General features: G+C 65.0%; 25 protein-coding genes, 2 tRNA genes and 1 CRISPR repeat array. Of the genes, 20 read left to right on the plus strand and 7 right to left on the minus strand.

Translation table 11 applies throughout. From position 1 onward, the window contains the following. The first annotated feature begins 133 nt into the window (after positions 1-133). A CRISPR array of direct repeats spans positions 134-2,107; the repeat unit is 33 nt; unit sequence GTCGCCCCTCACACGAGGGGCGCGGATTGAAAC. Between the two features lie 129 nt (positions 2,108-2,236). From ABXH26_RS03915 to ABXH26_RS03950, 8 genes are all read left to right on the plus strand, one after another. Then, positions 2,237-3,241, plus strand: coding sequence for a beta-ketoacyl-ACP synthase III (locus ABXH26_RS03915; protein ID WP_353565733.1), 1,005 nt, complete (start codon positions 2,237-2,239; stop codon positions 3,239-3,241). Between the two features lie 79 nt (positions 3,242-3,320). Further along, complete coding sequence (locus ABXH26_RS03920) at positions 3,321-5,171, plus strand: POT-type proton-dependent oligopeptide transporter (RefSeq protein WP_353565734.1); 1,851 nt, start codon at positions 3,321-3,323, stop codon at positions 5,169-5,171. A gap of 10 nt (positions 5,172-5,181) precedes the next feature. After that, positions 5,182-5,988, plus strand: a complete 807-nt coding sequence (locus ABXH26_RS03925; RefSeq protein ID WP_353565735.1) for a TatD family hydrolase — start codon at positions 5,182-5,184, stop codon at positions 5,986-5,988. A gap of 65 nt (positions 5,989-6,053) precedes the next feature. Further along, entirely contained in the window at positions 6,054-6,485 is a 432-nt protein-coding gene (locus ABXH26_RS03930) for a LysM peptidoglycan-binding domain-containing protein (protein ID WP_353565736.1), read from the plus strand. Further along, a complete protein-coding gene (locus ABXH26_RS03935; RefSeq protein WP_353565737.1) occupies positions 6,482-7,426 on the plus strand; it encodes a TlpA family protein disulfide reductase in 945 nt (314 codons plus the stop codon). Before ABXH26_RS03930 ends, ABXH26_RS03935 begins: the two co-directional genes overlap by 4 nt. Before the next feature lie 151 nt (positions 7,427-7,577). Continuing rightward, entirely contained in the window at positions 7,578-8,171 is a 594-nt protein-coding gene (locus ABXH26_RS03940) for a BlaI/MecI/CopY family transcriptional regulator (RefSeq protein WP_353565738.1), read from the plus strand. A 237-nt stretch (positions 8,172-8,408) separates the two neighbouring features. Beyond that, positions 8,409-8,483 (plus strand) — tRNA-Val (locus ABXH26_RS03945). A gap of 58 nt (positions 8,484-8,541) precedes the next feature. After that, on the plus strand, positions 8,542-9,399 hold the full coding sequence (locus ABXH26_RS03950) for a transglutaminase family protein (protein WP_353565739.1): 858 nt from the start codon (positions 8,542-8,544) through the stop codon (positions 9,397-9,399). Between the two features lie 9 nt (positions 9,400-9,408). Here the strand turns inward: ABXH26_RS03950 and ABXH26_RS03955 are convergent, their stop codons facing one another. Beyond that, a complete protein-coding gene (locus tag ABXH26_RS03955) occupies positions 9,409-10,482 on the minus strand; it encodes a phosphate acyltransferase (protein WP_353565740.1) in 1,074 nt (357 codons plus the stop codon). Between the two features lie 69 nt (positions 10,483-10,551). Here ABXH26_RS03955 and ABXH26_RS03960 point away from each other — a divergent pair, with 69 nt between their 5' ends. Further along, a complete protein-coding gene (locus ABXH26_RS03960) occupies positions 10,552-11,346 on the plus strand; it encodes a histidinol-phosphatase HisJ family protein (protein ID WP_353565741.1) in 795 nt (264 codons plus the stop codon). A 36-nt stretch (positions 11,347-11,382) separates the two neighbouring features. Here ABXH26_RS03960 and ABXH26_RS03965 read toward each other — a convergent pair whose 3' ends face one another. Then, positions 11,383-12,741 carry an alkaline phosphatase family protein gene (locus tag ABXH26_RS03965; RefSeq protein WP_353565742.1) on the minus strand — a complete coding sequence of 453 codons (1,359 nt, stop codon included), beginning with the start codon at positions 12,739-12,741 and terminating at the stop codon, positions 11,383-11,385. A 253-nt stretch (positions 12,742-12,994) separates the two neighbouring features. Here ABXH26_RS03965 and glmM point away from each other — a divergent pair, with 253 nt between their 5' ends. The 6 genes from glmM (at position 12,995) to ABXH26_RS03995 (ending at position 19,387) form a co-directional block, all read left to right on the plus strand. Continuing rightward, positions 12,995-14,347, plus strand: a complete 1,353-nt coding sequence (glmM, locus tag ABXH26_RS03970) for a phosphoglucosamine mutase (RefSeq protein ID WP_353565743.1) — start codon at positions 12,995-12,997, stop codon at positions 14,345-14,347. Positions 14,348-14,399: 52 nt separating this feature from the next. Next, complete coding sequence (locus tag ABXH26_RS03975) at positions 14,400-15,236, plus strand: hypothetical protein (protein WP_353565744.1); 837 nt, start codon at positions 14,400-14,402, stop codon at positions 15,234-15,236. Between the two features lie 26 nt (positions 15,237-15,262). Continuing rightward, on the plus strand, positions 15,263-17,104 hold the full coding sequence (glmS, locus tag ABXH26_RS03980) for a glutamine--fructose-6-phosphate transaminase (isomerizing) (RefSeq protein WP_353565745.1): 1,842 nt from the start codon (positions 15,263-15,265) through the stop codon (positions 17,102-17,104). 564 nt (positions 17,105-17,668) lie between these two features. Then, on the plus strand, positions 17,669-18,478 hold the full coding sequence (locus ABXH26_RS03985; RefSeq protein ID WP_353565746.1) for a thymidylate synthase: 810 nt from the start codon (positions 17,669-17,671) through the stop codon (positions 18,476-18,478). A 40-nt stretch (positions 18,479-18,518) separates the two neighbouring features. After that, positions 18,519-18,992 (plus strand): dihydrofolate reductase, encoded by a 474-nt coding sequence (locus ABXH26_RS03990; protein WP_353565747.1) that lies wholly within the window; start codon positions 18,519-18,521, stop codon positions 18,990-18,992. A gap of 17 nt (positions 18,993-19,009) precedes the next feature. Next, positions 19,010-19,387, plus strand: coding sequence for a DUF3127 domain-containing protein (locus ABXH26_RS03995; RefSeq protein ID WP_353565748.1), 378 nt, complete (start codon positions 19,010-19,012; stop codon positions 19,385-19,387). A gap of 346 nt (positions 19,388-19,733) precedes the next feature. Here ABXH26_RS03995 and ABXH26_RS04000 read toward each other — a convergent pair whose 3' ends face one another. The 4 genes from ABXH26_RS04000 to ABXH26_RS04015 all read right to left on the minus strand — a co-directional run bounded on the left by ABXH26_RS04000 (position 19,734) and on the right by ABXH26_RS04015 (position 22,248). Beyond that, the gene (locus ABXH26_RS04000) at positions 19,734-20,990 is read right to left on the minus strand and encodes a competence/damage-inducible protein A (protein WP_353565749.1); all 1,257 of its coding nucleotides are present in this window, start codon (positions 20,988-20,990) and stop codon (positions 19,734-19,736) included. After that, positions 20,987-21,349 (minus strand): ribosome silencing factor, encoded by a 363-nt coding sequence (rsfS, locus tag ABXH26_RS04005; protein WP_353565750.1) that lies wholly within the window; start codon positions 21,347-21,349, stop codon positions 20,987-20,989. Before rsfS ends, ABXH26_RS04000 begins: the two co-directional genes overlap by 4 nt. A 58-nt stretch (positions 21,350-21,407) precedes the next feature. Beyond that, positions 21,408-22,115, minus strand: coding sequence for a ribonuclease III (gene rnc, locus ABXH26_RS04010; protein ID WP_353565751.1), 708 nt, complete (start codon positions 22,113-22,115; stop codon positions 21,408-21,410). A 57-nt stretch (positions 22,116-22,172) separates the two neighbouring features. Continuing rightward, a tRNA-His gene (locus tag ABXH26_RS04015) sits at positions 22,173-22,248 on the minus strand. An 87-nt stretch (positions 22,249-22,335) separates the two neighbouring features. On the opposite strand from ABXH26_RS04015, the gene ABXH26_RS04020 reads away from it, so the two are divergent. Further along, a complete protein-coding gene (locus ABXH26_RS04020) occupies positions 22,336-22,632 on the plus strand; it encodes a Smr/MutS family protein (protein ID WP_353565752.1) in 297 nt (98 codons plus the stop codon). Here the strand turns inward: ABXH26_RS04020 and ABXH26_RS04025 are convergent. Further along, positions 22,586-23,110 (minus strand): cob(I)yrinic acid a,c-diamide adenosyltransferase, encoded by a 525-nt coding sequence (locus ABXH26_RS04025; protein ID WP_353565753.1) that lies wholly within the window; start codon positions 23,108-23,110, stop codon positions 22,586-22,588. The two genes, ABXH26_RS04020 and ABXH26_RS04025, sit on opposite strands and share 47 nt — an antisense overlap. A 68-nt stretch (positions 23,111-23,178) precedes the next feature. Between ABXH26_RS04025 and ABXH26_RS04030 the strand changes: the two genes are divergently transcribed. The 4 genes from ABXH26_RS04030 to hpf all read left to right on the plus strand — a co-directional run bounded on the left by ABXH26_RS04030 (position 23,179) and on the right by hpf (position 25,722). After that, positions 23,179-23,916 (plus strand): 7-carboxy-7-deazaguanine synthase QueE, encoded by a 738-nt coding sequence (locus ABXH26_RS04030; protein WP_353565754.1) that lies wholly within the window; start codon positions 23,179-23,181, stop codon positions 23,914-23,916. A 58-nt stretch (positions 23,917-23,974) separates the two neighbouring features. Then, positions 23,975-24,358 carry a hypothetical protein gene (locus ABXH26_RS04035; protein ID WP_353565755.1) on the plus strand — a complete coding sequence of 128 codons (384 nt, stop codon included), beginning with the start codon at positions 23,975-23,977 and terminating at the stop codon, positions 24,356-24,358. A 13-nt stretch (positions 24,359-24,371) separates the two neighbouring features. Next, on the plus strand, positions 24,372-24,998 hold the full coding sequence (locus ABXH26_RS04040; RefSeq protein ID WP_353565756.1) for an HAD family hydrolase: 627 nt from the start codon (positions 24,372-24,374) through the stop codon (positions 24,996-24,998). 151 nt (positions 24,999-25,149) lie between these two features. Then, positions 25,150-25,722, plus strand: coding sequence for a ribosome hibernation-promoting factor, HPF/YfiA family (gene hpf / locus ABXH26_RS04045; RefSeq protein WP_353565757.1), 573 nt, complete (start codon positions 25,150-25,152; stop codon positions 25,720-25,722). Positions 25,723-25,731 lie beyond the last annotated feature (9 nt).

Here is a 25,731-nt window from a genome sequence, read left to right on the forward strand (position 1 = left end):
CTTGAACTCGGGGTCGTGTCTTCTGCGTTTGCCTTTCATTTTGTGCGTGTTCGGTTCGGTTTGCGGTACCAACCCACGCTCCACAATCATAGCTTAACCATTGGACCGATTTTCGGGGTCCGGCTCAAGGTAAGTCGCCCCTCACACGAGGGGCGCGGATTGAAACATCGCGGCCCCTAAGCTACCACATCCCGCGGGCGGTCGCCCCTCACACGAGGGGCGCGGATTGAAACTGATCACGCTCCCCGCCGGGTCGGTGGAGACGGGGGTCGCTCCTCACACGAGGGGCGCGGATTGAAACGTAGGCTTCGGCAATGGCGGCGGTGCACTCGGCGTCGCCCCTCACACGAGGGGCGCGGATTGAAACCACTCGCGGTGGTCGATGGCGTTGAAGAGCAGGCGTCGCCCCTCACACGAGGGGCGCGGATTGAAACGGCAGCGAGATCTTCGAGACCTCCGTCACCCGCGGGTCGCCCCTCACACGAGGGGCGCGGATTGAAACCACTCGCGGTGGTCGATGGCGTTGAAGAGCAGGGTCGCCCCTCACACGAGAGGCGCGGATTGAAACATCAGATCATCGCTTTCCGGCTTCTCGCCCGCCTGTCGCCCCTCACACGAGGGGCGCGGATTGAAACAATTGGTTTGAGGGTCACCCCGAGGTCTACCCGCGTCGCCCCTCACACGAGGGGCGCGGATTGAAACTCGCGGCGTTCTTGTCGTATGAAAGCGGCAAAGGGTCGCCCCTCACACGAGGGGCGCGGATTGAAACCGCGGAAAGCTGAACATGTGCCCCGGCTTCACCGTCGCCCCTCACACGAGGGGCGCGGATTGAAACACGTGCGGTCCGGAGCTGATCAGGATGAAGCCCAGTCGCCCCTCACACGAGGGGCGCGGATTGAAACAAGCTCTCCGACATGGAGGACTGGTCGCTGCCGGTCGCCCCTCACACGAGGGGCGCGGATTGAAACTCGCTTTCCCGCGCCTCGATCTCCCGCGCGGTCAGTCGCCCCTCACACGAGGGGCGCGGATTGAAACCATGATGTCAGCCGAGGAGCGATCGCTTGCTGTTGTCGCCCCTCACACGAGGGGCGCGGATTGAAACCCTTCGCGGCGTTGCTGGGATTCCAGCCACTCCGGTCGCCCCTCACACGAGGGGCGCGGATTGAAACACCGCAGGGACCACCTTCACGGCGACGATCACCTGTCGCCCCTCACACGAGGGGCGCGGATTGAAACTCGGGCATCCTCCATCCCTTGACCCGCCGGCGCGTCGCCCCTCACACGAGGGGCGCGGATTGAAACATGCCCTGGCCGAGACGGCTCTTGCCCGCGCCCCGTCGCCCCTCACACGAGGGGCGCGGATTGAAACATCGACTGGCTGCGCATCCAACAGTTCCAGGAAGTCGCCCCTCACACGAGGGGCGCGGATTGAAACGCCGCCTCGCGCGCAGCCTGCCGCGCCCGCTCCAGTCGCCCCTCACACGAGGGGCGCGGATTGAAACTCGTCGCCGCCGCGGGCGAAGTCGAAGAACGCGAGTCGCCCCTCACACGAGGGGCGCGGATTGAAACACGACATGCGTGCCGCCGGAGCGCAGGTCGTAACGTCGCCCCTCACACGAGGGGCGCGGATTGAAACACGACATGCGTGCCGCCGGAGCGCAGGTCGTAACGTCGCCCCTCACACGAGGGGCGCGGATTGAAACCATCCGTTGCTCCGCCGGCGCTGGACGAGACGTAGTCGCCCCTCACACGAGGGGCGCGGATTGAAACGTGGCAACCCAAGCACCTTGCAGAGCGGACGCGAGTCGCCCCTCACACGAGGGGCGCGGATTGAAACCTCCGCGGTGACGAATGGACACGAGGGATTCAGACGGTCGCCCCTCACACGAGGGGCGCGGATTGAAACTCCTTGGCGCGTCCCCAGTTCGACCACACGGGAATGTCGCCCCTCACACGAGGGGCGCGGATTGAAACAGGTGGTGCGAGACCTTCACCTCAGGCTGGAGTCGTCGCCCCTCACACGAGGGGCGCGGATTGAAACAACGGTGAGGGGGATCAGCTCGAATGCGTGCCCGTCGCCCCTCACACGAGGGGCGCGGATTGAAACAACGTCGGCGACGGGAATCTGAAGGGCTCGACGTGTCGCCCCTCACACGAGGGGCGCCAGCGGGTGGTTTATCGAAGCCCCCCTTCCCCCTTGCCTCGTTGGAGTCCAGCACCCAGATTCGCCGCCGACATGAGCGCCGCGCATTCTGAGACGCCGGTCTGCATCGCAGGCACCGGCAGCTACGTTCCGGAGAAGGTCCTGACCAATGCCGACCTGGAGAAAATGGTCGCCACTTCCGACGAGTGGATCGTCACCCGCACCGGCATCCGCGAGCGCCGGATCGCCGCCGATGACGAGTTTACCTCCCACCTCGCCGCCAAGGCCGCCGAACGGGCGCTCGAGCAGGCCGGGATGGAGGCGAGCGAGATCGAGCTGATCATCGTGGCGACCATCACGCCGGATACCCTCACGCCCGCCACGGCCTGCTACGTGCAGCAGAAGATCGGCGCGCTGGGGGCCGTGGCCTTCGACATCTCGGCGGCCTGCTCGGGCTACCTGTTCGCGATGAAGATCGCCAAGCGCCTGATTTCCGACGGCGCCTTCAGCAATGCGGTGATCATCGGCGCGGAAAAGCTGTCCGCCTTCGTCAACTGGGACGACCGCTCGACCTGCGTGCTGTTCGGCGACGGGGCAGGGGCCGCGGTTTTGAAAAAAGCCAGCTCTCCGGACGAGGGGGAGATCCTGGCCACCGAGGTCGGCACCGATGGCCGCCAGACCCACCTGCTCAATATTCCCGGCGGGGGCTCGGCCTGCCCGATCACGATCGAGAACGCCGACCAGCGCCTGGCGACGATGTCGATGCTCGGCAAGGAAGTCTTCAAGCACGCGGTGACGCGGATGAAGCAATCCGCCGAGCTGGTCATCGAGCGCTCGGGCCTGAAGCCCGAGGACATCGCGCTGGTGGTGCCCCACCAGGCGAACCTGCGGATCATCGATGCGATCGCGGAGCGTCTCGACGTCCCCTACGACCGCGTTTTCACCAACCTCCAGAAATACGGCAACACGTCCGCGGCGGCGGTGGCGATCGCGCTCGATGAAGCGCACCGCTCCGGCCGCATCAAGAAGGGCGACAACGTCGTGCTGGTGGCCTTCGGCGCCGGCCTCACCTGGGCGGCGGCGGCCGTTCGCTGGTGATCCCGTTCTCGGGGGATTTTCTGATCGAGGCAATTCCCGGAGATCTTGGCGTCCAACGTGCCTCGCAGGCGACCGACCCATGGCCGAATACCGCACCGAACCTTCCGACTCTCCCAAGCTGCCGACGGGCATCCCGCACATCGTGGGCAATGAAGCCGCGGAGCGGTTCTCGTTCTACGGGATGAAGGCGGGGCTGGCGATCTTCCTGGCCAACTACCTCGGCTACCTCGGAGGCGAGTCGATGTCCGAGACGCAGGCCACCGTGTATGTGGCCGCCTTCACCGCCGCGGTTTACTTCACCCCCTTCTTCGGCGCGCTGGTGTCCGATTGGTTCTGGGGGAAATACCGGACCATCATCACGCTGTCGGTCGTGTACTGCGTGGGCCACCTGTGCCTGGCATTGATGGGGATCGGCGGCATCGTGCAGGGTTGGCTGCTGGCCGGATTGGGATTCATCGCGATCGGTGCCGGCGGCATCAAGCCCTGCGTTTCCGCCCACGTTGGAGACCAGTTCGGACCGAACAACCAGCATCTGCTGACGAAGGTCTTCAACCTGTTCTATCTTTCCATCAACCTCGGCGCGGCGATCTCGAATCTGCTGATCCCCTGGCTGCTGGAGTGGTATGGCCCGCACTGGGCGTTTGGCCTGCCGGGCATCCTGATGGCGCTTGCGACGGTGGTTTTCTGGATCGGGCGCCACCGCTTCGTTCACGTGCCTGCGAGCGGCTCCGATTTCGTGGGGCAGGTGTTTTCCAAAGAGGGCCTGGGGTCGCTGGCATGGCTGATCCCGCTGTTCCTGTTTGTGGCGGTGTTCTGGAGCTTGTTCGATCAGACGGCCTCGACGCTGGTATTCCAGGCGGTGTCGATGGACCGCCATCTGTTTGGCATCGAGCTCCTCCCCTCGCAGATCCAGGCGGCGAATCCGATCCTGATCCTGCTTCTGATCCCGGTCTTCGCCTTCGGCATCTATCCGGCGGTCGGAAAGGTTGTGCGCGTGACGCCGCTGCGGAAGATGGCCACCGGGATGTTTCTCATGACGGGTGCCTTCGCGCTGGTCGCGATCGCCCAGGAAAAGATCGATGCCGGCCAGGCCCCTCACGTCACCTGGCAACTCGCCGCCTATGTGGTGCTCACCTCGGCGGAGATCATGATTTCCATCGTCGGCCTCGAGTTCGCCTACACCCAGGCACCGAAGCACATGAAGTCGATGATGATGTCGCTGTTCCTGTTCTCCGTGTTCGTGGGCAACGGCATCACCGCCCTGGTCAATATTTTCATCCAGATCGACGAGCCGGCCAAGACGCAGCTGGAGGCTGCCATCCACCGGCTGCCGTCCGACTGGCAGGACTCGCCGCAAAACGTGGTGCTTCCCGGATACGACGGCACCACCGGCACGGACGACGACCTCATCGCCCGGGTGGAAAACGGCAAGCTCAAGTCCGCCGAGTTTCCCGGTCGCGAAGCCATGGAGGAACTGGCGAAGAAGATCGGCCGGCAAGCCGTCGAGCTGGGTCGTCCGCCCACGCCTGAGGAAGTCGGCGGGCTCGGCGAGGATCCGTGGGGAAATGCGATCCGCTACGACATCCTGAATTCCCTCACCATGCGCCTCACCAGTGCCGGTGCCGATGGCGAAATGAAGACCCCTTGGGACCTCACCACGCTGGTATCGCTGGCCGAGGGCGCCCCGGGGGAAACGAAGGCTTCGTGGAGTGATCGCTTTCACCCCGATGAGCCCTGGCTGATCCGTCACGGCGGCAAGCTGGAGGCCGAGGTGTCCTCCGAACCCTTCACCCTGACCAGCCGCCTGGGTGGCGGCAACAAGCTGGAGAAGGCCGCCTACTTCTGGTTTTTCACCGCCCTGATGGCCGCGACCGCCGTGCTCTTCGTGCCGTTCGCCGTCCTCTACCGGCCCCGCACCCAGGAGGCCTGAGTTTTTTCCCATGCTGACCGATTCCCACTGCCACCTCGCCTCCCACAAGTTCCCCCGCGGCGAGGTCGCAGCCCTCGTTTCCCGGGCCCGCGAGGGGGGCGTGACGCGGATGGTGACGTTGGCCACCTGCCTCGATGACCTCCAGCCGAACCTCGAGATCGCCGCGGCGCACCCCGGCGTGAAGTGCTGCATCGGGATCCACCCCTGCGACGTCCATCACGCTCCGCAAGATGTCATCGACCAGCTGCGGCCTCACCTCGCCGATCCTCGCGTGTGCGGCATCGGGGAAACGGGGCTCGACTACTTTCATCCCGCGCCCGAGGGCTGGGACGAGACCGGTTTTCGCGAACGCCAGCGGGAGCTTCTCGATGCCCACTTCGGACTCGCCGCGGAAGCGGGGCTCAACCTGGTGATCCACACCCGCGATCGCAGCGGCGATGCTTCCTTCCAAGACGCCCTGTCGATCTACCGCCGGCACGCCGCGGAGGTGCGCGCGGTTTTCCACTGCTTCATCAGTCATGGGGAAAACGCGCAGGCGGTGCTGGACCTCGGCGGACTGGTGTCCTTTGGCGGCGTCGCCACCTTCAAGAACGCCGGCGACGTTCTGGAGGTCGCGACGAAGGTTCCGGCAGGCCGTTTCATGCTGGAAACGGACTCCCCCTATCTCGCGCCCCATCCTCATCGGGGTGAGCGCAATGAACCCGCAAGAGTCGCGGTCATTGCCGAACGGATCGCGTCAGCCCGCGGCGAATCGGTCGAGCAACTCGCCGCCCACACCACGCAAACGGCCATCGACTTCTTTCGGAGGATTGAATAAACCACCCGCCGGGTGTCGTTCTCTTTCCAAACCGGCCGCCTGAGAACCCGAACCCTACCAGACCGATGAATCCAAAGATCCGCCTCACCGCCCTCCTCGCCACCTCCGCGCTTGCCTCATGCAGCACCTTCAAGGGCGACGAGAACTACGATACCGCCAGTGGCTACGACACCTCGAACCCCTATGGTGTTCCCAACTCCGGCGGTTACGAATCCGCGCCCTATCAGGACGTCAACGCGCCGGCCTCCGATCCATCCTACGGCAGCGCCGCATACGAAGAGGCCGCTCCGGCTCCGGCACCCGCCCCCTCGACCGCCAGCCCGGCCCCGTCGGTCGCCTCTTCCGGCCGCACTCACACCGTGGTCAGGGGCGACACCCTGTGGGGCATCAGCAAGAAATACGGCGTTTCGCAGGACGCGTTGCGCTCGGCGAACGGCATGGCCGCCACCGAAACGACGGTGAAGCTCGGCCAGACCCTCACCATTCCCGGCCGATGATGCGGGCGGCCGGCATCGCGCTCCTTCTCGCCCTCGCCCCCCTGGCCCGGGCGGAGGAGCCGGCGGCCGGCATGAGCCTCCGCGAGGCGGTCGACCTGATGCTTTCCGAGCGGGAGTCGAAGCAGGCTCTCGACAAAGCCATCGACCGCGCCCGCCAGCTCGGCGCCTCCGACCAATCGGTGTTGGAGGCGCGCTTTCTTTACTCCGTCGATCGCCGCGAAGACGAGATGATCGCCGGCCTCGCACCGGAGTTCCAGGCCCGGCGGGACAGCTTCAAGCTCGCCGACTCCGAGATCTTCGGCGTGCGCGAGGACTGGCTGGCGGTCGTTGAATACGCCCAGGCCATTGCCTGCCTCGAAAAGGACGACACCGCCGGCTTCAAGCAGCACATCACCGAAGCCTTCTGGCTGAGCCCGAAACAGGGCGCCGCCTTCGCGCCCCACATCGAGCGCCTGCGCCTGCAGGAGGCGATGCGGAACCTGCACCTGGATTTCAGCATCAGCCTTGAGACCCTCGACGGCGGAAGTACGACACTTCACGAAGTCGTCGGCGATCGCAAGGCGCTCCTCATCCACTTCTTTTCTCCCTGGAGTCGCGAGTGCGAGGAAAGCCTCGGCGACTTCGCCAAGCTCGCCTCCTCCCTTGAGAAAGCCGGCATCGCGGTCATGTCCATCGTCGGCGAGTCCGACGAAGAGACGCGCACCGACACCCTCGCGATGTTGGAGTCCTTGGGAAAACGTCCCGCCGGTCCGTGGGTGCTGGACCGAAAAAAGCGGCCGCTGGCGCCCCTGCTGCGCATTCAGTCGGCACCCACGATGGTGCTGGTGGACCTCGACGGAAGCATCCTCTTCAACGGCCATCCGAGCGAGGACGAGCTGTGGAGCGCGATCCAGAAAATCGTTCCCGGCTTCAAGCGCCCGGCTGGCGCCCCGAGCCACTGATATCGCCCCGCCGGCTCATCTACGCCACCTGCCGTAGGCGACAGCGCGCACCCGGAAAAATTATTTCGGAAATTTAAAATGTCGGGGTGTTTGAACTTGACAGGTATATGTAGTACTAGCTTCATGGTGGTAACAAACAGAGCAACCTCTGATGCCAGCGATACCATCCAATCTAGAATTGCAGGCCCTTTCCGTCCTCTGGCACGAAGGACCGTCTACTGTAGGCGGCGTACTTGAGTCACTTCCGGACGGGAAGGATCGCGCCTATACCACGGTTCTGTCCGTCATGCAGAGCCTCGAGCGCAAGAAGCTCGTCAAGCGGACCCGCTCGGGTCGGGCCCATACTTACGAAGCGGCTTACAGCCAGGAACAGATCGCCGGCAAGGCGGCCGATGACTTTCTGACCAACGCTTTCGGAGGACGCCTTGGCGAGGCGCTCCTCGCGCTACTCTCCGCCGGAACTTTGACTCCGGAAGAGAAAACCAACATCGAACGCGAACTAAAACGACACAAAGCCATGCCTGCCAAGAAGACGACAAAAACCGCCAAGAAGGCGGCGAAGAAGGTGGCCAAAAAGGCCGCCAAGAAGGCCCCGGCCAAGAAGGTGACGAAGAAAGTGGCCAAGAAGGCCGCCAAGAAGGTTGCCAAGAAGGCCCCCGCCAAAAAGGTAGCGAAAAAAGCAGCCAAGAAGGTGGCGAAGAAAGCCGCCAAGAAGGCCGCGAAAAAAGCCGCCAAGAAGAAGTAACTTCACTCCCAGCGACAGATTCGTCACCTCCGCCGTGATCGGACTGTTCGCGTCGGTTGATGTTTTTAAAGAGGCGGAGGCCCCCGGGCTTCCGCCTTTTTCGTGCCCCGGCACCCGGTGCCGATGCCGCCGGAAACGGTCTGGCCAACTCGTTGAAAAAAGCGTTTGCATCCACCCGATCGGGCCCCTAGCCTCCGGCCTCCTTCGCGGCAGGGGCCCTAAAAAGTCCCGCTCCATGCGCGGTTAGCTCAGTGGTAGAGCACCACCTTGACACGGTGGGGGTCACTGGTTCGAACCCAGTATCGCGCACCATTTTTCCCGCAGCGGGCCGTCCTCACCACCCTTTTTCCGCGGACGTGCCTGTTTCCCCATGTCGACGCCCGGACCCAGCTCGCAACACCTCGCTACCTTGGTCCGCCTGGTCGATGACGAGACTCCGGAAGTCCGGTCGTCGGTCATGCGCGAGCTGGAAGCCTACCACGGTGATGTGAGCGACTGGATCGATGACCTTCCCGCTCCCCTCGATCCTGCGGAACGTCGCACCTTGGGACGTCTGCTCCGCCCAGCCCGCCGCCGTCGCCTGGCGGAAGAATGGGTGGTCCCGACCCGGGGCCTCGGCGGACTGGCCGAGGACTGGGAGGCCGCCGAGTCGCTGCTACGGGCGATCTCCGATTTCCTCCACGACGGAGTGAGCCTGCGACAACCGCTCGGTGATGCCCTGGACCTTCTGGCCGAGGAAGCGGAGCCCTCCTTTTCCAAGGGCGGCGAGGCGGCGCTGTGCCGGTTTCTGCTGGAAAACTATCTGAAGGTCGATCGCGGGGGCGATCTGGTTCCCCGGCACTACGATCTCGCCGCCTTGGCTGAAGGCACGCCCGGGAACTCACTCGGGCTCGGGGCGATCCTGCTCCTCATCGGCCAACGTCTCGGGGCACAGATGCGGGGCGTGAATTTCCCGGGGACCTTCTACCTGGTGATCCCGGATGCGCAGCGGGGGCATCGCACCTTCGACCCCGCCGGCGGGCTGAGCCCGATCGAGAGCGACGTCCTGGCCCGCCGGCTGATGCGGGCCTCACCGGAACTCCGATCCCGGCTCAGACTGCCGTTTACTCCGGGAGACCTCGTACTTCGCATCGTCGAGGATCTGGAGGCCGCCTTCGCGGTTCACGAGGAAATGGAGGATGCCGAGCTTTTCGGCCGCCTCGCCGAGAGCCTCGGACCGGAGGCCTGAAGCCTGTCGTCAGACCTCTCCGTCGGGATACAAGTGGTGATATTTGATGGCCTCCACCGCCACGGCGGCGGCAGTGCCGAAAAGGCTGTCCTCGGACACGGTGCGCGGCACCTGGGCCACCGGCCGGGCAAGCCCCACCACCAGCGGACCGAAGTTCACCGCCCCGGCGCAGTGCTGGAGCAGCTTCAGGGAAATGTGGGCGGCATCGAGGTTGGGAAAAACCAGCACGTCGGCCGAGGCCCGGTCCTCCGCCTTGGCGAGCTTGATTTCGGCCGCCTCGGGATCGAGCGCCACGTCGGCCTGCACCTCCCCTTCGATCCACAGGTCGAGGCCATCCTCCGTCGCCTTGTCGCGGGCCAAGGCCGCGGCCGCCGCGACCTTGCGGGCGGGTCCGGTGCCGGCCGAGCCCTTGGTGGAATGGCTGAGCAGGGCGACGCGGGGTCTCCGTCCGAGCATGTGTCGGGCGAGCTTGCCGGTCTCGATCGCCATCGCGGCAAGCTGGTCGGTGGTGGGCTCGGGAATCATGCCCGTGTCGGCCAGGAAAAGAAGAGCATCGCCCCCGAAATGATCGAGGTGGGGGGCCGAAAGCACCGTCACCCCGAAGAATTTCGGCACGTCCGGCAGGGGCTTGATGCTCTGGATCAAAGCCCGGAACAAAGCTGTCGGCATCGACGCATTGCCTCCCACCATGGCATCGGCCTGGCCGTACTGGATCATCAGGGATCCGAACACCGCGGGTTTGGACACCACGCTCTCGATGTCGTCGGCCACTGAACCACGGTATTTGAGGATTTTTTCATACCGCTGGCAGAACAGCGGAAAGTCGGCCGCCGTGCGGGGCTCCAGCACCTTGACGAAGGTCAGGCTGATCCCATGCTCGTCCGCCATCGCCCGTATTCTCGCCGCATCGCCTAGAAGCATGGGCACTACGGCTTCGGCCTTCACCAGGCGCTCGGCCACCCGCAGCACGCGCAGGTCCTCACCATCGCAAAAGACCACCCGTTTCGGATGCCGTTTGAGTTGCGCGATCAGGGGATCGGTGAATCGTGCGACAGCTTGAGCTTGGCTTGCTTCAAAGTTCATCAAGGATGGAGGGCGGCGCCCGCTCCAAGATAGAGCCCGTTAGGAAACACCCGCAACCCTGAATCCGCCTTGCCCGCCGACTATCATACCCACACGCCGCTCTGCCTTCACGCGGAAGGTGAGCCTGAAGCCTATGTCGAGGCGGCCATCGCCGCCGGGTTGAGCGAGTTCGGGATGTCCGACCACGCCCCGGCCCGCCCCGAACCCTTCGACGATTGGCGGATGCGCGAGGCCGACCTGCCGCGGTATTTCGAACTCATCGAGCGCGGCCGCCGCCATGCCGATGGCCGCCTCGCCGTCCGGGCCGGCCTCGAGTGCGACTGGCTTTCCGGCTGCGAGGGCTGGATCGAGGATCTCGCCGGGCGCTACGACTGGGACTACCTCATCGGTTCCGTCCACTATCTCGGCACCTGGGATTTCGACAACCCGAAGTGGCTCGGCCGCTGGGCGGAGGCGGACGTGGAGGACGTCTGGACCCACTACTGGAAAACCTACGCCGAGATGGCGGCCAGCGGCCTTTTCGACATTCTCGCCCACCCGGACCTGGTGAAAAAATTCGCCTACGCCCCTGGCGGCGACCTGACCCGTTTTTACGAGCCGGTCGTGGAGACGATCGCCGGTGCCGGAAAAGCGATCGAGCTGAACACCGCCGGCTGGCACAAACCCTGCGCCGAAGCCTACCCGAGCGCCGACTTCCTCAAGCTGGCCTGCGCCGCCGGCATCCCGCTGGTCATTTCCTCCGACGCCCACACCCCCGCCGAAGTCGCCCGCGACTTCGCCCCGGCGACCGAGCTGGCCAAATCCTGCGGCTACGGGGAAACCGCGATCTTCGAGAAACGCCGGCGGACCGCGGAGAAATTTTAGACGGCACGCTTTCCTCCCATCGCTCGCGAGGCCGCTTCACTCCCCGTGGGGCGAAGGCGCCCCGGCACCGATCGCGGCGAGCATTTCCCGGAAGACATCCTCCGCCGAGTTCACCGCCCCCGCCGCTCCCAGGATCACCGGCCGCAGGCCCTCCTCCACCGCGTCCCGCCCGTGTGAACCCTTCACCAGGCTCGCATCCAGCGGGATCACCTCCAGCAGCCCGCGCAGCCCGAGCTTCTTCTTCAGGAGAAACTTCGCCACCTCCCATTTCGGCGCGCGGATCGCCGGGTCGAGAAACAGCTCCGCCGGATCGTATCCGGGCTTGCGGTGGATATCGATGGTCCGCGCGAAATCGGGCGCTTTGGCGTCGTCCTCCCAGTAGTAATAGGTGAACCACGCGTCCGGCTCTGCCACGACCACGAAGTCCCCGCTGCGCTCGCCATCGATCGACTCCCGCACCTCGGCCACGCCGTCGATCTGCTCCAGAAACGCCCGCAGCTCAGGCGTCGCCCCCTTCCTCGCGTAAACGTGCGCCACTTGGTGATCGGCCACCGCGAAGACCTCCGAGCCGAACACGTCCAGCGTCTCGCGCCCGAGTTCGTCCTTCACCTGCAGCCAGCCCTTTCGCCGGATCAGCCGGTTCAGGTGCACCGGCCGCTCCACCGGCCCGATCCCGTATTCGGAAACCACCATCACCTTCACCTGCCGCGCCTCATAGAAGTCGATCAGCTCTCCCGTCACCCGGTCGATCTCGCCCAGCTCCTTGTCCATCTCCGGTGCGCCGGGACCGAATTTCTGCAAGCCGTAGTCGAGGTGCGGCAGATACACCAACGACAGCGTCGGCGAGGCCTTTTCCTCCGTCCACCTCGCCGCCGCGGCGATCCATTCGGAACACGCGATTCCGGCCATCGGGCCCCAGAACGACGGAAACGGGAACTCGCCGAGCGCCGCCTTCACCTCCTCCCGCCAGCCCATGGGCTGCGTGTGGATGTCGAACACCTTCCTCCCATCCGCGGGATACAAGGGCCGCGGCGTCATCGCGAAATCCGCGGCCGTCGCCATGTTGTACCACCAGAACAGGTTCGCGCAGGTAAACGCCGCATCGCGCTCCTTGACGACCTCCCAGATCTTCCGGCCCCGGACCAAGCGGTTGCTTTGTTTCCAAAACCGCACCTCCGCCGACTCGCGGTCATACCAGCCGTTGCCCACGATCCCGTGCTCCGCGGGCGGGAGTCCGGTCAGCATCGACGACTGTGCCGTGCACGTCACCGCCGGAAAGGCCGGCCTGAAGCTTTGGCGGCCGACTCTTTCCGCGAAGGCGCGCAGCCGCGGCATCCGCTCATCCAGCAAGGATGCCGACAACCCGACCACATTCAGCACCGCCGTCCTCTGCATGCTTCAAGTTCCCCGCCCCCACGAAGCCCGGCGAGCGAAAATCACGACTCATTCCTGAACCCACTGAATGGGCGGGCAAATCATGCACGGAGGGACGGGGACGGAAGTCACTGTTTTGGAAATCTCACCTCTTTCCGTCCACCGAGTCTTGTGTTCATTAATTCTTGAACAAACACCCTTCGAAGGGGTCCGTCCCCGAATCCAATTCTCATTTCCAGCTTGCCAGTTCATTTTTCTATGAACATAAGCCCGCATGAAACTTTTCGGCACCGATGGCATCCGCGGCCGCGCCAACGAGTTCCCCATCACCCCGGAGGTCGCTCTGCGGGTCGGCCAGGCGGTGGCGCAAGTCCTCCGCGCCGACGGCAACCGCCGCAACCGCGTCGTGGTCGGCAAGGACACCCGCATTTCCGGTTACATGCTCGAAACCGCCCTCACCGCGGGTCTCGTTTCCTCGGGCATGGACGTCTATCTGCCCGGTCCGCTGCCCACCCCGGCCATCGCCCACCTCACCAAATCGATGGGCTGCGCCGCCGGCATCATGCTTACCGCCTCCCACAACCCCTTCGAGGACAACGGACTGAAGATCTTCGGCCCCGACGGCTTCAAGCTCAACGACCAGCTCGAGGGCCTCGTCGAGCGCTACATCCTCGGCGAGGAAGGCGACGCCCCCGCCGTCCCGCCCGCGCGGATTGGCAAGGCGCATCGCATCGACGACGCCCGCGGCCGCTACATCGAATACGCCAAGCACACTGCCGACAACATCCCGCTCCACGGGCTCAAGATCGTGGTCGATTGCGGCCACGGCGCCGCCTGGTTCATCGCCCCGCTCATCTTCCGCGAACTCGGCGCCGAGGTCATCAAGACCGGCTGCACGCCCGACGGCATCAACATCAACGACGGCTGCGGCGCGCTCCACCCCGAGCACGCCGGCCAGCTCGTCCGCGCCCATGGTGCCGATCTCGGCATTTCCTTCGATGGCGATGCCGACCGGGTGATCTTCACCGACGCCACCGGCACGGCCGTCTCCGGCGATCGCATCCTCGCCCTCAGCGCGCTGGCCCTGAAGGAGCAGGGAAAACTCCGCGGCAACACCGTGGCGGTGACCGTGATGAGCAACCTCGGCCTGCACGAGGCGATGCGGAAAAACGGCATCAAGGTCATCACCACCCCGGTCGGCGACCGCCATGTCATCGAGGCGCTGCGCCAAAACAACCACTCTTTCGGAGGCGAAAACTCCGGCCACCTCATCTTCGCCGACCACGCCACCACCGGCGATGGCATCCTCTCCGCGCTGCAGATCCTCGGCATGATGAAGCGCAGAAATGCCGGCCTCGCCGAGCTCGCCAACTGCATGACCGAGTTCCCGCAGAAGCTCATCAACCTGCCCGTCGCCTCCAAGCCGCCCATCGACACCCTCCCCGGCCTGTCCCAGACCATCGCCGAAGCCGACGCCACTTTCGGGGATGCCGGCCGCCAGCTCATCCGCTACTCCGGCACCGAAAACAAGATCCGCATCCTCGTCGAGCACCGCGACGCCGACACCGTTGAAGACTGGACCGGCCGCTTCATCCGCATCGTCCAGCAAGAACTCGGAGCGGCCTGAGGAGTCGCAGGTAGCCAGCAGCAGGGAATTTCGTCCGCCATCCGCATTCATCATGCCCGTTCTTCTCACCCGCTCGATCCCCGATTTTCCGATCGGCAACCGCCCGCTGCGCGACCACCAGGCCGCCTTCGGGCCGGGCTGGTCGTTTCATCCGAATGCTTGGATTTCCCCCTCCGATCTCGCCACGCTGGAGGAGGCCGGAAAGGGTGCGCTCGTCGATGCGGAAGGAACTCCCCTCGCATGGAAGGGCGGTGAGCCGGACACCGACGTGCTTGTGCCGGCCCAGGAGTCGTTTGTCATCGTCCACTCGTGGGATTTCCTGCGCGCCAACGAACTCTACGTAGGCTCTTTTGAGACAGATTGGGACGCCCTTGCCTCGGCCAAGTCCGACGGAAGAATCCATCCGTTGGCGATCTTGGATGGCCAAGTTCACGTCGGCCCCGGCACCCGCATCCTGCCCGGCGTCTACATCGAGGGAAATGTCATCATCGGAGCGAACTGCAAGATCGGCCCGAACTGCTATATCCGCGGCAACACCTCGATCGGCGACCACTGCCACGTCGGCAACGCGGTCGAGGTGAAGAACTCCATTCTGCTCTCCGGCACCAATGTCGGGCACCTCTCGTACGTCGGCGATTCGGTCCTCGGGGAAAAGGTCAACCTCGGCGCGGGGACCATCACCTCGAACCTCCGCCATGACGGCAGGAACCATCGCACGCTGGTCGGCCGCAAGGTCGTCGATACCGGCCGCCGAAAGTTCGGCACCGTCATCGGCGATGGCGTCCACACCGGCATCAACACTTCCATCTACCCTGCCCGGAAGATCGGCCCCGGCGCCACCACGCTCCCCGGCGAGATCGTCAAACGCGACCTCCCATCCACCAACTAACATCCAACATCTACCATCGTCCTAGTATGTGCGGCATCGTCGGATACATCGGTAAAGCCCCCGCCCCGCGGGTCCTCATCAACGGCCTCAAGCGCCTCGAATACCGCGGCTACGATTCGGCCGGTCTCGCTGTCATTGAGGATGGCAAGATCATCGTCAGCAAGGCACCGGGCAAGGTCGCTTCGCTTAATGAAAAGGCCCGCAGCGAATGGCCGGCCGAGCGTTTCGCCAACTGCCTGTCCGGCATCGCCCACACCCGCTGGGCCACCCACGGCCCGCCGACGGAGGTCAACGCCCACCCGCACCTCGACGAGTCGGGTGAGATCGCGCTCGTCCACAACGGCATTATCGAAAACTACCGCCCGCTGCGCGCCCGCCTCGAGGGCACGGGCCATCATTTCTACTCCGAGACCGACACCGAGGTGCTCTCCCACCTCATCGGCGAAAGATACAAGGGCGACCTCTTCCAAGCGGTCTGCGACGCACTTCACCAGGTGGAAGGCACCTTCGGCATCGCCGTCGTGTGCGCCCGCGAGCCCGGGAAAATCATCACCGCCCGCCGCGGCAGCCCGATCGTCATCGGTGTCGGCGATGGCGAGACGATCGTCGCCTCCGACGCCTCGGCCATCATTTCCCACACCCGCCAGGTCATCTATCTGGAGGACAACGACATCGCCATCGTCACCGCGGACAACGTCGAGATCCGCGACCTCGACCGCATCCCGGTCACCCGCGAAGTCGCCGAGCTGGGCTTCGATGCCGAGGCCGCGGAAAAGGGCGGCTTCGAGCACTTCATGCTCAAGGAAATCCATGAGCAGCCCGATGCCCTGCGAAACGCCATCCGCGGCCGGCTCGATTTCAACCTCGGCTCCTCCGTCCTCTCCGGCATGGGCACCTCCGCCCGCGACCTCGCGGAGATCTCCCGCGTCGTCATGGTCGGCTGCGGCACCTCGCTCCACGCCGGGCTGGTCGGTGAATACGCGTTCGAGGATCTCGCCGACGTCCACGCCGAGGTCCAGCAAGCCGCCGAGTTCCGCTACCGCAACCCGCTCATCACCCGCAGCGATCTTGTCGTCGCCATCTCCCAATCGGGCGAGACCGCCGACACCCTCGCCGCCGTCCGCGAGGCGAACCAGAAGGGTGCCTTTGTCATGGGCTTGTGCAACGTCGTGGGCTCCACCATCGCCCGCGAGACCGGCCGCGGCGTCTACCTCCACGCCGGGCCTGAGATTTCCGTCGCCTCGACGAAAGCCTTCACCTGCCAGGTCGCCGTGCTGCTCATGATGGCGGTGAAGCTCGGCCGCGGCCGTCGCTTTTCCCGGGATGAAGGCATCCGACTCGCGCGCGAGATCGAGAGCCTGCCCGAGTTGGTGGAAAAGACCGTCCGGCAGAGCGACAAGATCGCGGGGGTCGCCCAGCGCTACGCACAAAACGAGCACGCCTTCTTCATCGGCCGCGGCTACCTGTATCCGGTCGCGCTCGAAGGCGCCCTCAAGCTCAAGGAAATCTCGTACATCCACGCCGAGGGCTACCACGCCGCCGAGCTCAAGCACGGCCCGATCGCCCTGCTCGAAGAAGGCACCCCGGTCGTCGCGCTGGCCATCGACATCGCCGGCAAGGACAAGACCCTCGGCAACGTCGAGGAATGCCGTGCCCGCGGGGCCCGCATCCTCGGCGTGGTGACCGAAGGCGATGAAGAAGCCGCCGCTTTCATGGACGACGTCATCGAGGTCCCTCGCTGCCACCCCCTCGTCGCCACCATCCCGACCGCCGTCGCCCTTCAGCTGCTCTCCTACCACATCGCCCGCCACCGCGGCTGCGACATCGACCAGCCGAGAAACCTCGCGAAATCGGTGACAGTCGAGTGAGCAGGAGGGAACGCCGAGCCGATGGAGCGCCGATGATGAAATCGGCCTCCCGCTCGCCTCGCCAAATGAGCCACGAGACCGCCATGCCCTGAATTCGGGGGGCCAGAGAATCTCCGTATCCAGGGACCACTCGTGCCGATTTCACAATCGGCGCTCCAAGTGACGCGAGCCTCCGGCTTGCGACAGGAGCAGCTGTCTCCGGCCGCCGGACGGGAGAGCCCCGGCTCGCCTCCTTACCCAAGCCCCTTCGGGATTCTTCCCGCTCGCCCGCTCGGGGCCGCCTCATCCCGATTCCCCATCAACGTTTCCAAAAACCGAAATCCCCGGGCGCTAGTGGGGGTCACCAGCGCCCGGGGACTTTGTTTTCGGGGGGGAATAGCCGATTCCTTTTTCGGGGGGGACAACCGGAATCGGGGTCAGGCTTGAAGCAAGGAAGCGCCTCGCGCTGACGGGGTCACTATGCGCCGAACTCCGCGTTCATGTATTACGCGATCGCGTAAGTCCCGCGTTTACGAAGTAAACTCCCGGGCTTGTTCCCGGACGCCGATTCGTCAGCATCCGCCCATGCAAGGCTACCTGCAGCTGCTCCGCGACGTGCTGGCGAACGGCGAAGAAAGATCCGACCGCACCGGCACCGGCACCCTTTCGGTATTCGGCCGGCAAGTCCGCTACGACCTGCGCGAAGGCTTTCCCTGCTTGACCACCAAGAAGTTGCACTTGCGCTCGATCATCCACGAGCTGCTTTGGTTTCTGAAGGGCGACACCAACATCGCCTACCTCAAGAACAACGGTGTCCGCATTTGGGACGAGTGGGCCGACGAACACGGCGACCTCGGCCCGGTCTACGGCCGCCAGTGGCGTTCCTTTCCGTCCCCCGACGGCCGCCAGGTCGATCAGATTGCCGAGCTTGTCCACGGCTTGCGCGGCGATCCCCACTCGCGCCGACATCTCGTCGTCGCCTGGAACCCTGGAGAACTCAACCGCATGGCCCTCCCGCCCTGCCATTGCTTGTTTCAGTTCTTCGTCCACCAGCCGGAAAGCGAGCGACCCGGCCTCTCCTGCCAGCTCTATCAGCGCTCCGCCGACCTTTTCCTCGGCGTCCCCTTCAATATCGCCTCCTACGCGCTGCTGACCCAAATGCTCGCTCAGGTGTGCGGCTTCGAGGCGCGGGATTTCATCCACACCTTCGGCGACCTCCACCTCTACTCGAACCACCTCGACCAAGCCCGCGAGCAGCTCACCCGCGAGCCTCGCAAGCTGCCGGTGATGGAGATCAATCCCGCCGTCCGCGAGCTGGAGCACTTCACCTTCGAGGATTTCCAGCTCACCGGCTACGACCCGCATCCGCACATCAAGGCCGAGGTTTCGGTGTAAAAGCTGAAACACTGAAATGCTGAAATGCTGAAATGCTGAAATGAAGCTCATCGCCATCGTCGCCATGACCTCGGAGCGCGTGATCGGTCGCGGCGGAAAACTGCCCTGGCACCTGCCCGAGGACCTCGCCTTCTTCAAGCGCACCACCTCCGGGCATCCGATCGTCATGGGGCGCACCACCTACGAGTCGATCGGCCGACCGCTGCCGAAACGCCGCAACCTGGTCCTCACCCGGGACTCGTCATGGTCCGCCGAGGGTGTGGAAACGCTGGCCTCGCCGGCGGCGCTGGAGTCTCTCGGATTGGTCGGCCCGGTTTTCATCATCGGCGGCGCGCAGGTCTATGAGGCTTTCCTGGCCGACCTCGACGAGTTGCTGGTTTCCCATGTCTATCAGGATCACGCGGGCGATACCGTGTTTCCCGAGTTCGAGTCTCTTTTCTGCGAGCCGGAAGTCCTCGAAGCGCACGACGAATTCGAAGTGCGACGGTACCGCCGCTTGAAACCCGGGGCCTGACCCGCAAGACTCGCCGCATGGCTTACGAACTCGAGGGCACCGTCCACAAACTTTACGAGACCCAGACGTTTTCCTCCGGATTCTCGAAGCGGGAGTTCGTCGTCGAGGTCCCCGATGGCAACTTCACCCAGCACATCAAGTTCGAGGCCGTGAAGGACAAGGCCGCGATCCTCGACGGCGTGTCGGAAGGCGACACCGTCAAGGTCACCTTCGACATCCGCGGCAATGAGTACAAGGACCGCTTTTATGTGAACCTCGTGGCCTGGAAGCTTGAGAAATCCGGTGACGGAGGCGGCAGCGCCCCGGCCTCCTCCGGCAGCTCCGCTCCGACCAACAGCTCGCTGGACGCGGCCTTCGACAACGAGCCCGACGAGTCCGACGACATCCCGTTCTGAGTGGCGCAAACCTCGGGGTTTGCGAGTGGACCGCGCGTCTCCGAACGTGCTGTCCGCCGTGCCCGCAACAAACCGCCCCTCCTCCAGCTTCGCCAGCCTCGGGTTATCCCCGATGGAATCGCGGAACCTCTCCAGCTGCTTCAAGCTCCGCACGATATGGTCCCAGGATTCCTTCTGCCGCCGAGCCGATAGCGATCGAGGGTGAGGAAGTAGGTGACGCCAGGCTGTTTCCAGTGCGGCAGACGACGAGGGGTCTTCTTGGTGGTGGGGGCCCTTTAAAGAGGTGGAAGGGAATGGGCGGGAGTCCTTAAACCGGCGAGGGTCCACCGGAGGATGGGCCCGACTCTCACAATCCAGAGGATCGCGCCGCTTTCTCCGCCACTGCTCGCCGCAGCAGATCCAAAGAACTCTGGCTGACCATGCGCTTGAAGCCATGGCGATCCCGTGGATGCAGTTGGCGGGATACCTCGGTTTCCCTGCCGCGCCGGGCGAGCCCGATGAACACGGTGCCGACCGGCTTTTCGCTCGTCCCCCCGTCCGGCCCGGCGATGCCGGTCACCGCCACCGCCAGATCCGCACCGGAAACCCGCAACGCGCCCTCGGCCATCTGCCGCGCCACCGGCTCGCTCACCGCGCCATGGTCGGCGAGGTCCGTCTCGGAAACGCCGAGCTGCGAGACCTTGGCCTCGTTCGCATAAGTCACCCAGCCGTGGGTCAGCACGGCGCTGGCTCCGGGCACGTCGGTGAGCCGGCTGGCGATCAGTCCGCCGGTGCAGCTCTCCGCGGTCGCCAGCTTCAGGCCATGCTCCGCCATCTGCCGGACTACGACCTGCTCGAGCGACTCGGCGGCTTCGGAAAAGCAGTTTTCCGAAAAGGACGACAGCACCCGCGCACGTCCCTCTTTGACCGCATCATCCGAACCGATGAGGCGCACATCGACTTCGCCCAAGCGGGCGCAGTAACCGACTTCCAAGCCGGCGATCTTCGCCAAATCCGCGTCGAGTTCCTGATGGACGTCGCTTTCCCCGACCATCGCCAGGCTGAGCTGGGCCAAGTTGGCGAGCACGTCGCCTCCCGACAGCGACCGGAGCTTCGGCACCACCTCCGCCTCCCACATCGGGTAGAGCTCCCGCGGCGGGCCGGGCAGCAGGAAGATCGCACAATTCGCCGCCCCGTTGAGCCGCGGTGGGATGTAGATGCCCGGCGCGGTGCCGTTCGGATTCGACAGCACTTCGGCACCCACCGGCACTTGCGCCTGCTTGCGGTTGTCGGGGGCCATCGTGCGGCCGCGTTTTTCGAAAAATGCCTCCAACGACCGCAGGGCCGCCTCGTCCTCGATCAGCTCGGTGCCGGTCACGGCCGAGGCCGCCTCGCGCGTGATGTCGTCACTGGTCGGGCCGAGCCCGCCGGTAACGATCGCCACATCGGCCCGGCGCACGGCTTCATCGAGCGCGCCGCGGATCGCATCGCCATCCGGCACGGTCGTCTGGCGTGCCACCCGCAGGCCGAGCTTGAAAAGCTGCTGACCCATCCACCGGCCGTGCGTGTTGAGCGTGGTGCCCAACAGCAACTCGCTGCCGGTGTTCAGGATCTCGATCTTCATGCGTCCTGCCAGGCGACCTCCTTGGCATCGCCCCACAGTTGCTCGAGGCCGTAGTAGTCGCGCATTTCCGCGTGCATCACGTGGACCATGACGTCGATGTAGTCGAGCACCACCCAGCGCGTGTCGGCCTTGCCCTCCGCGTTCACCGGCAGGGTGCCGGTCCAGTCCTTCACGTGGCCGCGCACGTCGCGCAGGATCGCGCGCAGGTGGGGCATCGAGCTGCCCGAGCAGACGACCATGAAGTCCGTGAGCGACGACAACCCGCGGAGGTCCCACACGCGGATGTCCTCCGCCTGGATTTCGTCCGCCGCCCTGGCACAAGCCACCGCCAATTCCTTTCCTTTCGCTTCCTTCGTCATGTCGCTTCGGGTGGAGGCGAACCTAGTGCGGCTTCGACCTCCGGTCAGTGAAAAATCCTTATGCCTCCTCCGGATCGGGCTTTTTCTCCCAGCCGCGGGTGCGCAGGGCCTCGGCCGCCGCCCGTGCCTCGGCCTCCTTTTTGCTCTTGCCGCGCCCTTGGGCGAGTTCGAGCCCGCACCACATCACGCGCGCCAGGAACACCTTGCGGTGGTCGGGGCCGCTCTCGCTGAGGATCTCGTATTCCGGGGCTTCCGGCCGCAGCGCCTGCAGGCTCTCCTGCAGCTCGCCCTTCGGGTTTTTCTCCTCCGGACTGCCGGCCAGGGCCTCGATTTCCTTCTGAAAAAGCCGCAGGACGAGCTCACGCGAGGCATCGAAGCCGCCGTCCATGTAGACCGCGCCGATCAGCGCCTCGAAAGCATCGGCCAGGGTCGAGGTCCGGCGCCGGCCGCCGGTCGCCTCCTCGCCCTTGCCGAGCAGCACGAAGCTGCCGAGGTCGATCGTCAGCGCGAACCGCGCCAGCGCCCGCCGCGACACCAGCCGCGAGCGGAGCTTCGTCAGGATGCCCTCGGAGAAATCCGGGAACATGCGGAAAAGGTCCTCGGTCAGGATCAACTGGAGCACCGCGTCACCCAGGAATTCGAGCCGCTGGTTGTCGAAATGCGGCCGCCTGGACTCGTATGCCAGGCTCGGGTGGGTCATCGCCTCCGCCAGCAGGAAGGAATTGCGGAATTTGTAGCCGAGTCGGCTCTCGAGATTGTGCTCCATGTTTTCAGACCGCCCTTCGCCTCTTGATCCCGGACGAAAAAACCCCGAAAAAAAAGGTGGGGTGACCGACGGGGCTCGAACCCGCGACAACCGGAATCACAATCCGGGGCTCTACCAACTGAGCTACGGTCACCATTACTTGGCGCGCGGAGACCTAAGTTGCCATCCCCTCTTTGGAAAGCGAAAAAACGGGCGGCACTTGAATCTTTTTCATCATTTCATGGACGACTCCCATCCGCACCCGATCACCTCCGAGCTCGACCTTCACACCTTCCGCCCGCACGAGATCGGCGAGCTGCTCCCCGAGTACTTCCGCGAATGCCGCCAGCGCGGGATCCTTTCGGTGCGCGGGATCCACGGCAAGGGCACCGGCACCCTGCGCGAGGGCGTCCACGCCTTGCTACGGCGCTTGCCCGAGGTGGAGAGTTTCCACCACCCCGCCACCACCGGCGGCTGGGGCGCCACGCGGGTCATCCTGCACGCGCCATCAGCCAGCACAGGTCCGACAGCCGATTGAAGAACTTCCGCACCTCCTCCGGCACCGGCTCGCCGGACTCGTGCAGCTCCCACACCCGTCGCTCGGCCCGCCGCGCGATCGCCCGTGCGAAATCCAGGCCCGCCTTGGCCATCGAGCCCTCGGCACCGGGTCGCGCCCAGCCGTCGAAACGGATCTCGCGCTGCTGGAAATCCTCCGCCCGCTCGTCGAGCCACGCGATGTCCTCCGGGCCGACCTTGTCAAAACCCTGCTTTTCATAGCGCTCCATGTCCTCCGGCAGGGTCGCCAGCTGGCCCATCAGGCCGACCAGTTTCGCCTGCACCCGATCGACGATTTCCTCGACCTCCGCGCTCAGCCCCGCCGCCCGACCCAGCCCGAGCGCCGAGTTCAGCTCATCGATCGCCCCCAGCGTCTCCGCCCGCAGGCAGGTCTTGCTCATCCGCTTGCCGAACAGCAGGTCGGTCTCGCCGTTGTCGCCTCGCTTGGTCACGATCTTCATGGCCACGAGCTAACACCCGGCGATCCGGCTTTCACAACCCGCATTCCGCCATGCAAGCTCCGCGCCCGATGAAGCTCGCCCGACTCGACGCAGGACCCGAGATTTTCCACACCCTCCAGGGCGAGGGCGTGTCGGTCGGGCGGCCGGCCATCTTCGTCCGCACCTCGCGCTGCAACCTCCACTGCCGCTGGTGCGACACCGACTATACGTGGAACTTCAAGGGCACCCCCTGGGAGCACGACCGCGGCACCAAGCACGACAAGGCCGACGTCACCTTCGAGATCGCCCCCGCCGAGCTGGCCTCGCGGCTGGCCGCCATGCCCTGCCGCCACGTCGTCCTCACCGGCGGCGAGCCGCTTCTCCAGCAGGGCGAGCTGCTGGAAATGATCGGCCTGCTGCGTGCCACGGACCCCGGCTGGAGCTTCGAGGTCGAAACCAACGGCACCCGCGTCCCGGAGCCGGGCTTCGATGCCGCCATCCAGCAGTTCAACATTTCCCCGAAGCTTTCCCACTCCGGCATGGACGAGGCCCTGCGGATCGTCCCGGTCGCCCTCGGCCACTTCGCCGCCCACCCGCGGGCGTGGTTCAAATTCGTCGCCACCGGCCCCGGCGACCTCGAGGAAATCGGGACGCTTGCGGAGCATTACGGCATCGCCCCGGATCGCATCGTGCTCATGCCCGAGGGCCGGACCGCCGCCGAGCTCGACCGCAGCGCCGCCAAGCTCGCCGCCGCCGCGCTTGAACGCGGGTGGCGATTCAGCGATCGTCTCCACGTCCGCCTCTGGGGCGACCAGCGCGGTGTCTGACACCCGCCGCAACTTCCTCCGGAATCCCGGGTTTTCCCAACGTTCCCAGCGAACCGCCATGAAGCACGACCCCGACCCCATCGAAAACGATCCGATCTGGGATCTCCTGCGGCAGTCCCCTGCCCGCCAGGCGGGGCCGCGCTTCGTCGATGACACCCTGCGCGCCGCCCGTCTCAGCCAGCCGGAGCCGTGGTGGAAAAAAGTCGCCCTGCCGCTCGGCCTGGGTGCCTTTGCCTCGGCCGTCACCGCCGTGGTGCTCGGCGTGGTGCTGCTGAACAACCCGCCGCAGCCGACCGCGCCGAAGGTCGTGGAAGTGGCCCCGCCGGCCAGCGAATCGCTCGCCGTGCTCGACGAGTTCGTCCGCACCGAAGCGGTCGGAATCGCCGCCGACAATCCGTCCGAATACACCGACGCCGAGCTGGTCAGTCTGATCGCTTTTTGATTCGACGGGGCCCGTGACCGAAGCCCTGATTTTCGACCTCGACGGCACCCTCGTCGATTCCCTTCCCGGCATCGCCGCGGCCCTCAATGCCGCCCTTTCCGACGCCGGCCTGCCCACCCATCCCGAGGAAAAAGTCCGCGACTTCGTCGGCAGCGGCTCGCTCGAGCTGGCCCGCCGCGCGCTCCCCGCGCGGACGGAAACGACCGCCGAGGCCCTCGAGGCCGCCTTCCGCGATCATTACGCGCACACCTGGCGCGAGGGCACCGAGTTCTACCCCGGCATCGAGGAAATGTTGGCCTCGCTCGGTGGCCGCAAACTCGCCCTCCTTTCGAACAAACCCCACTCCTTCACCCGCGAAATCGCCGATTTTCTCTTCGAAAAAGGCCTTTTCGACCGCGTCCTCGGCCAGTCGGACGACTTCCCCCGCAAGCCGGCCCCGGATTCGACCCTCGCCCTCCTCGCCGGGTGGGGAATTTCCCCGGAAAACGCACGATTTGTCGGCGACTCAGCCATCGACCGCCAGACCGCGGAAAACGCCGGCGTCCCCTTCATCGGCGTGACTTGGGGCTACCACCACGGGGCCGACCTCGGGCCGGTGACGATCCAGCACCCGCGGGGGCTTTCCGCGGCCCTCGGGTGAAGCGCTTTTTGTTAGGCATGCCGTGATTTTTTGAAGATCCGCATGGCATCCTTTCCAAATCTGCTCCAGAGTTCAGGGTGGATAGGGCGGATAAAACCGCCGTCCATTTCACCTGAAACCAAAACAAGAAAAAGCGATGCAAACTGAAAACGTGAACCTGCCCATTGTGGTGACCGTGCGTCACGAATCGGTGACCGATTCCTTGCGCGAGTACGCTCAGAAAAAGATCGAAGGGCTTCACCTCGACTACCCGCGCATCATTGAGGCGAAGGCGATCCTCGACGTCCAAAAGAACCGTCACATTGCCGAAATTCTCCTCTTCTGCGCCAACCACATCGTGATCGAGGCCCACACCGAAGGACAGGACATGTACGCCGCCATTGACGACACGATCGACAAGATCGCGCGCCGGATGAGGAAGCAGAAAACCCGCCTCATGAAGAAGCGGCGGCCCCATCGCAACGAGTCGATCCGCTATATCGACGAAAGCTATTTCGACGAATCCGCCCTCGATCACCCCGAGGACTCCGCCACCGATCCCGAGCCGTTCATCGTCCACAAGGAGCGCTACGGCATCCGCACGATGTACAAGGAAGATGCCGTCATGGAGCTCGAGCTCACCGACCGCCCCTTCATCCTCTACAAGAGCGCCCGCCGCGACTGCCTGACCATTCTCTGGCGCCGCAAGGACGGCGAATACGCCGCCATGGATGTGAAGGATTGATCGACCCTT

The organism is Haloferula sargassicola (assembly GCF_040362925.1).
GTDB lineage: Bacteria > Verrucomicrobiota > Verrucomicrobiia > Verrucomicrobiales > Akkermansiaceae > Haloferula > Haloferula sargassicola.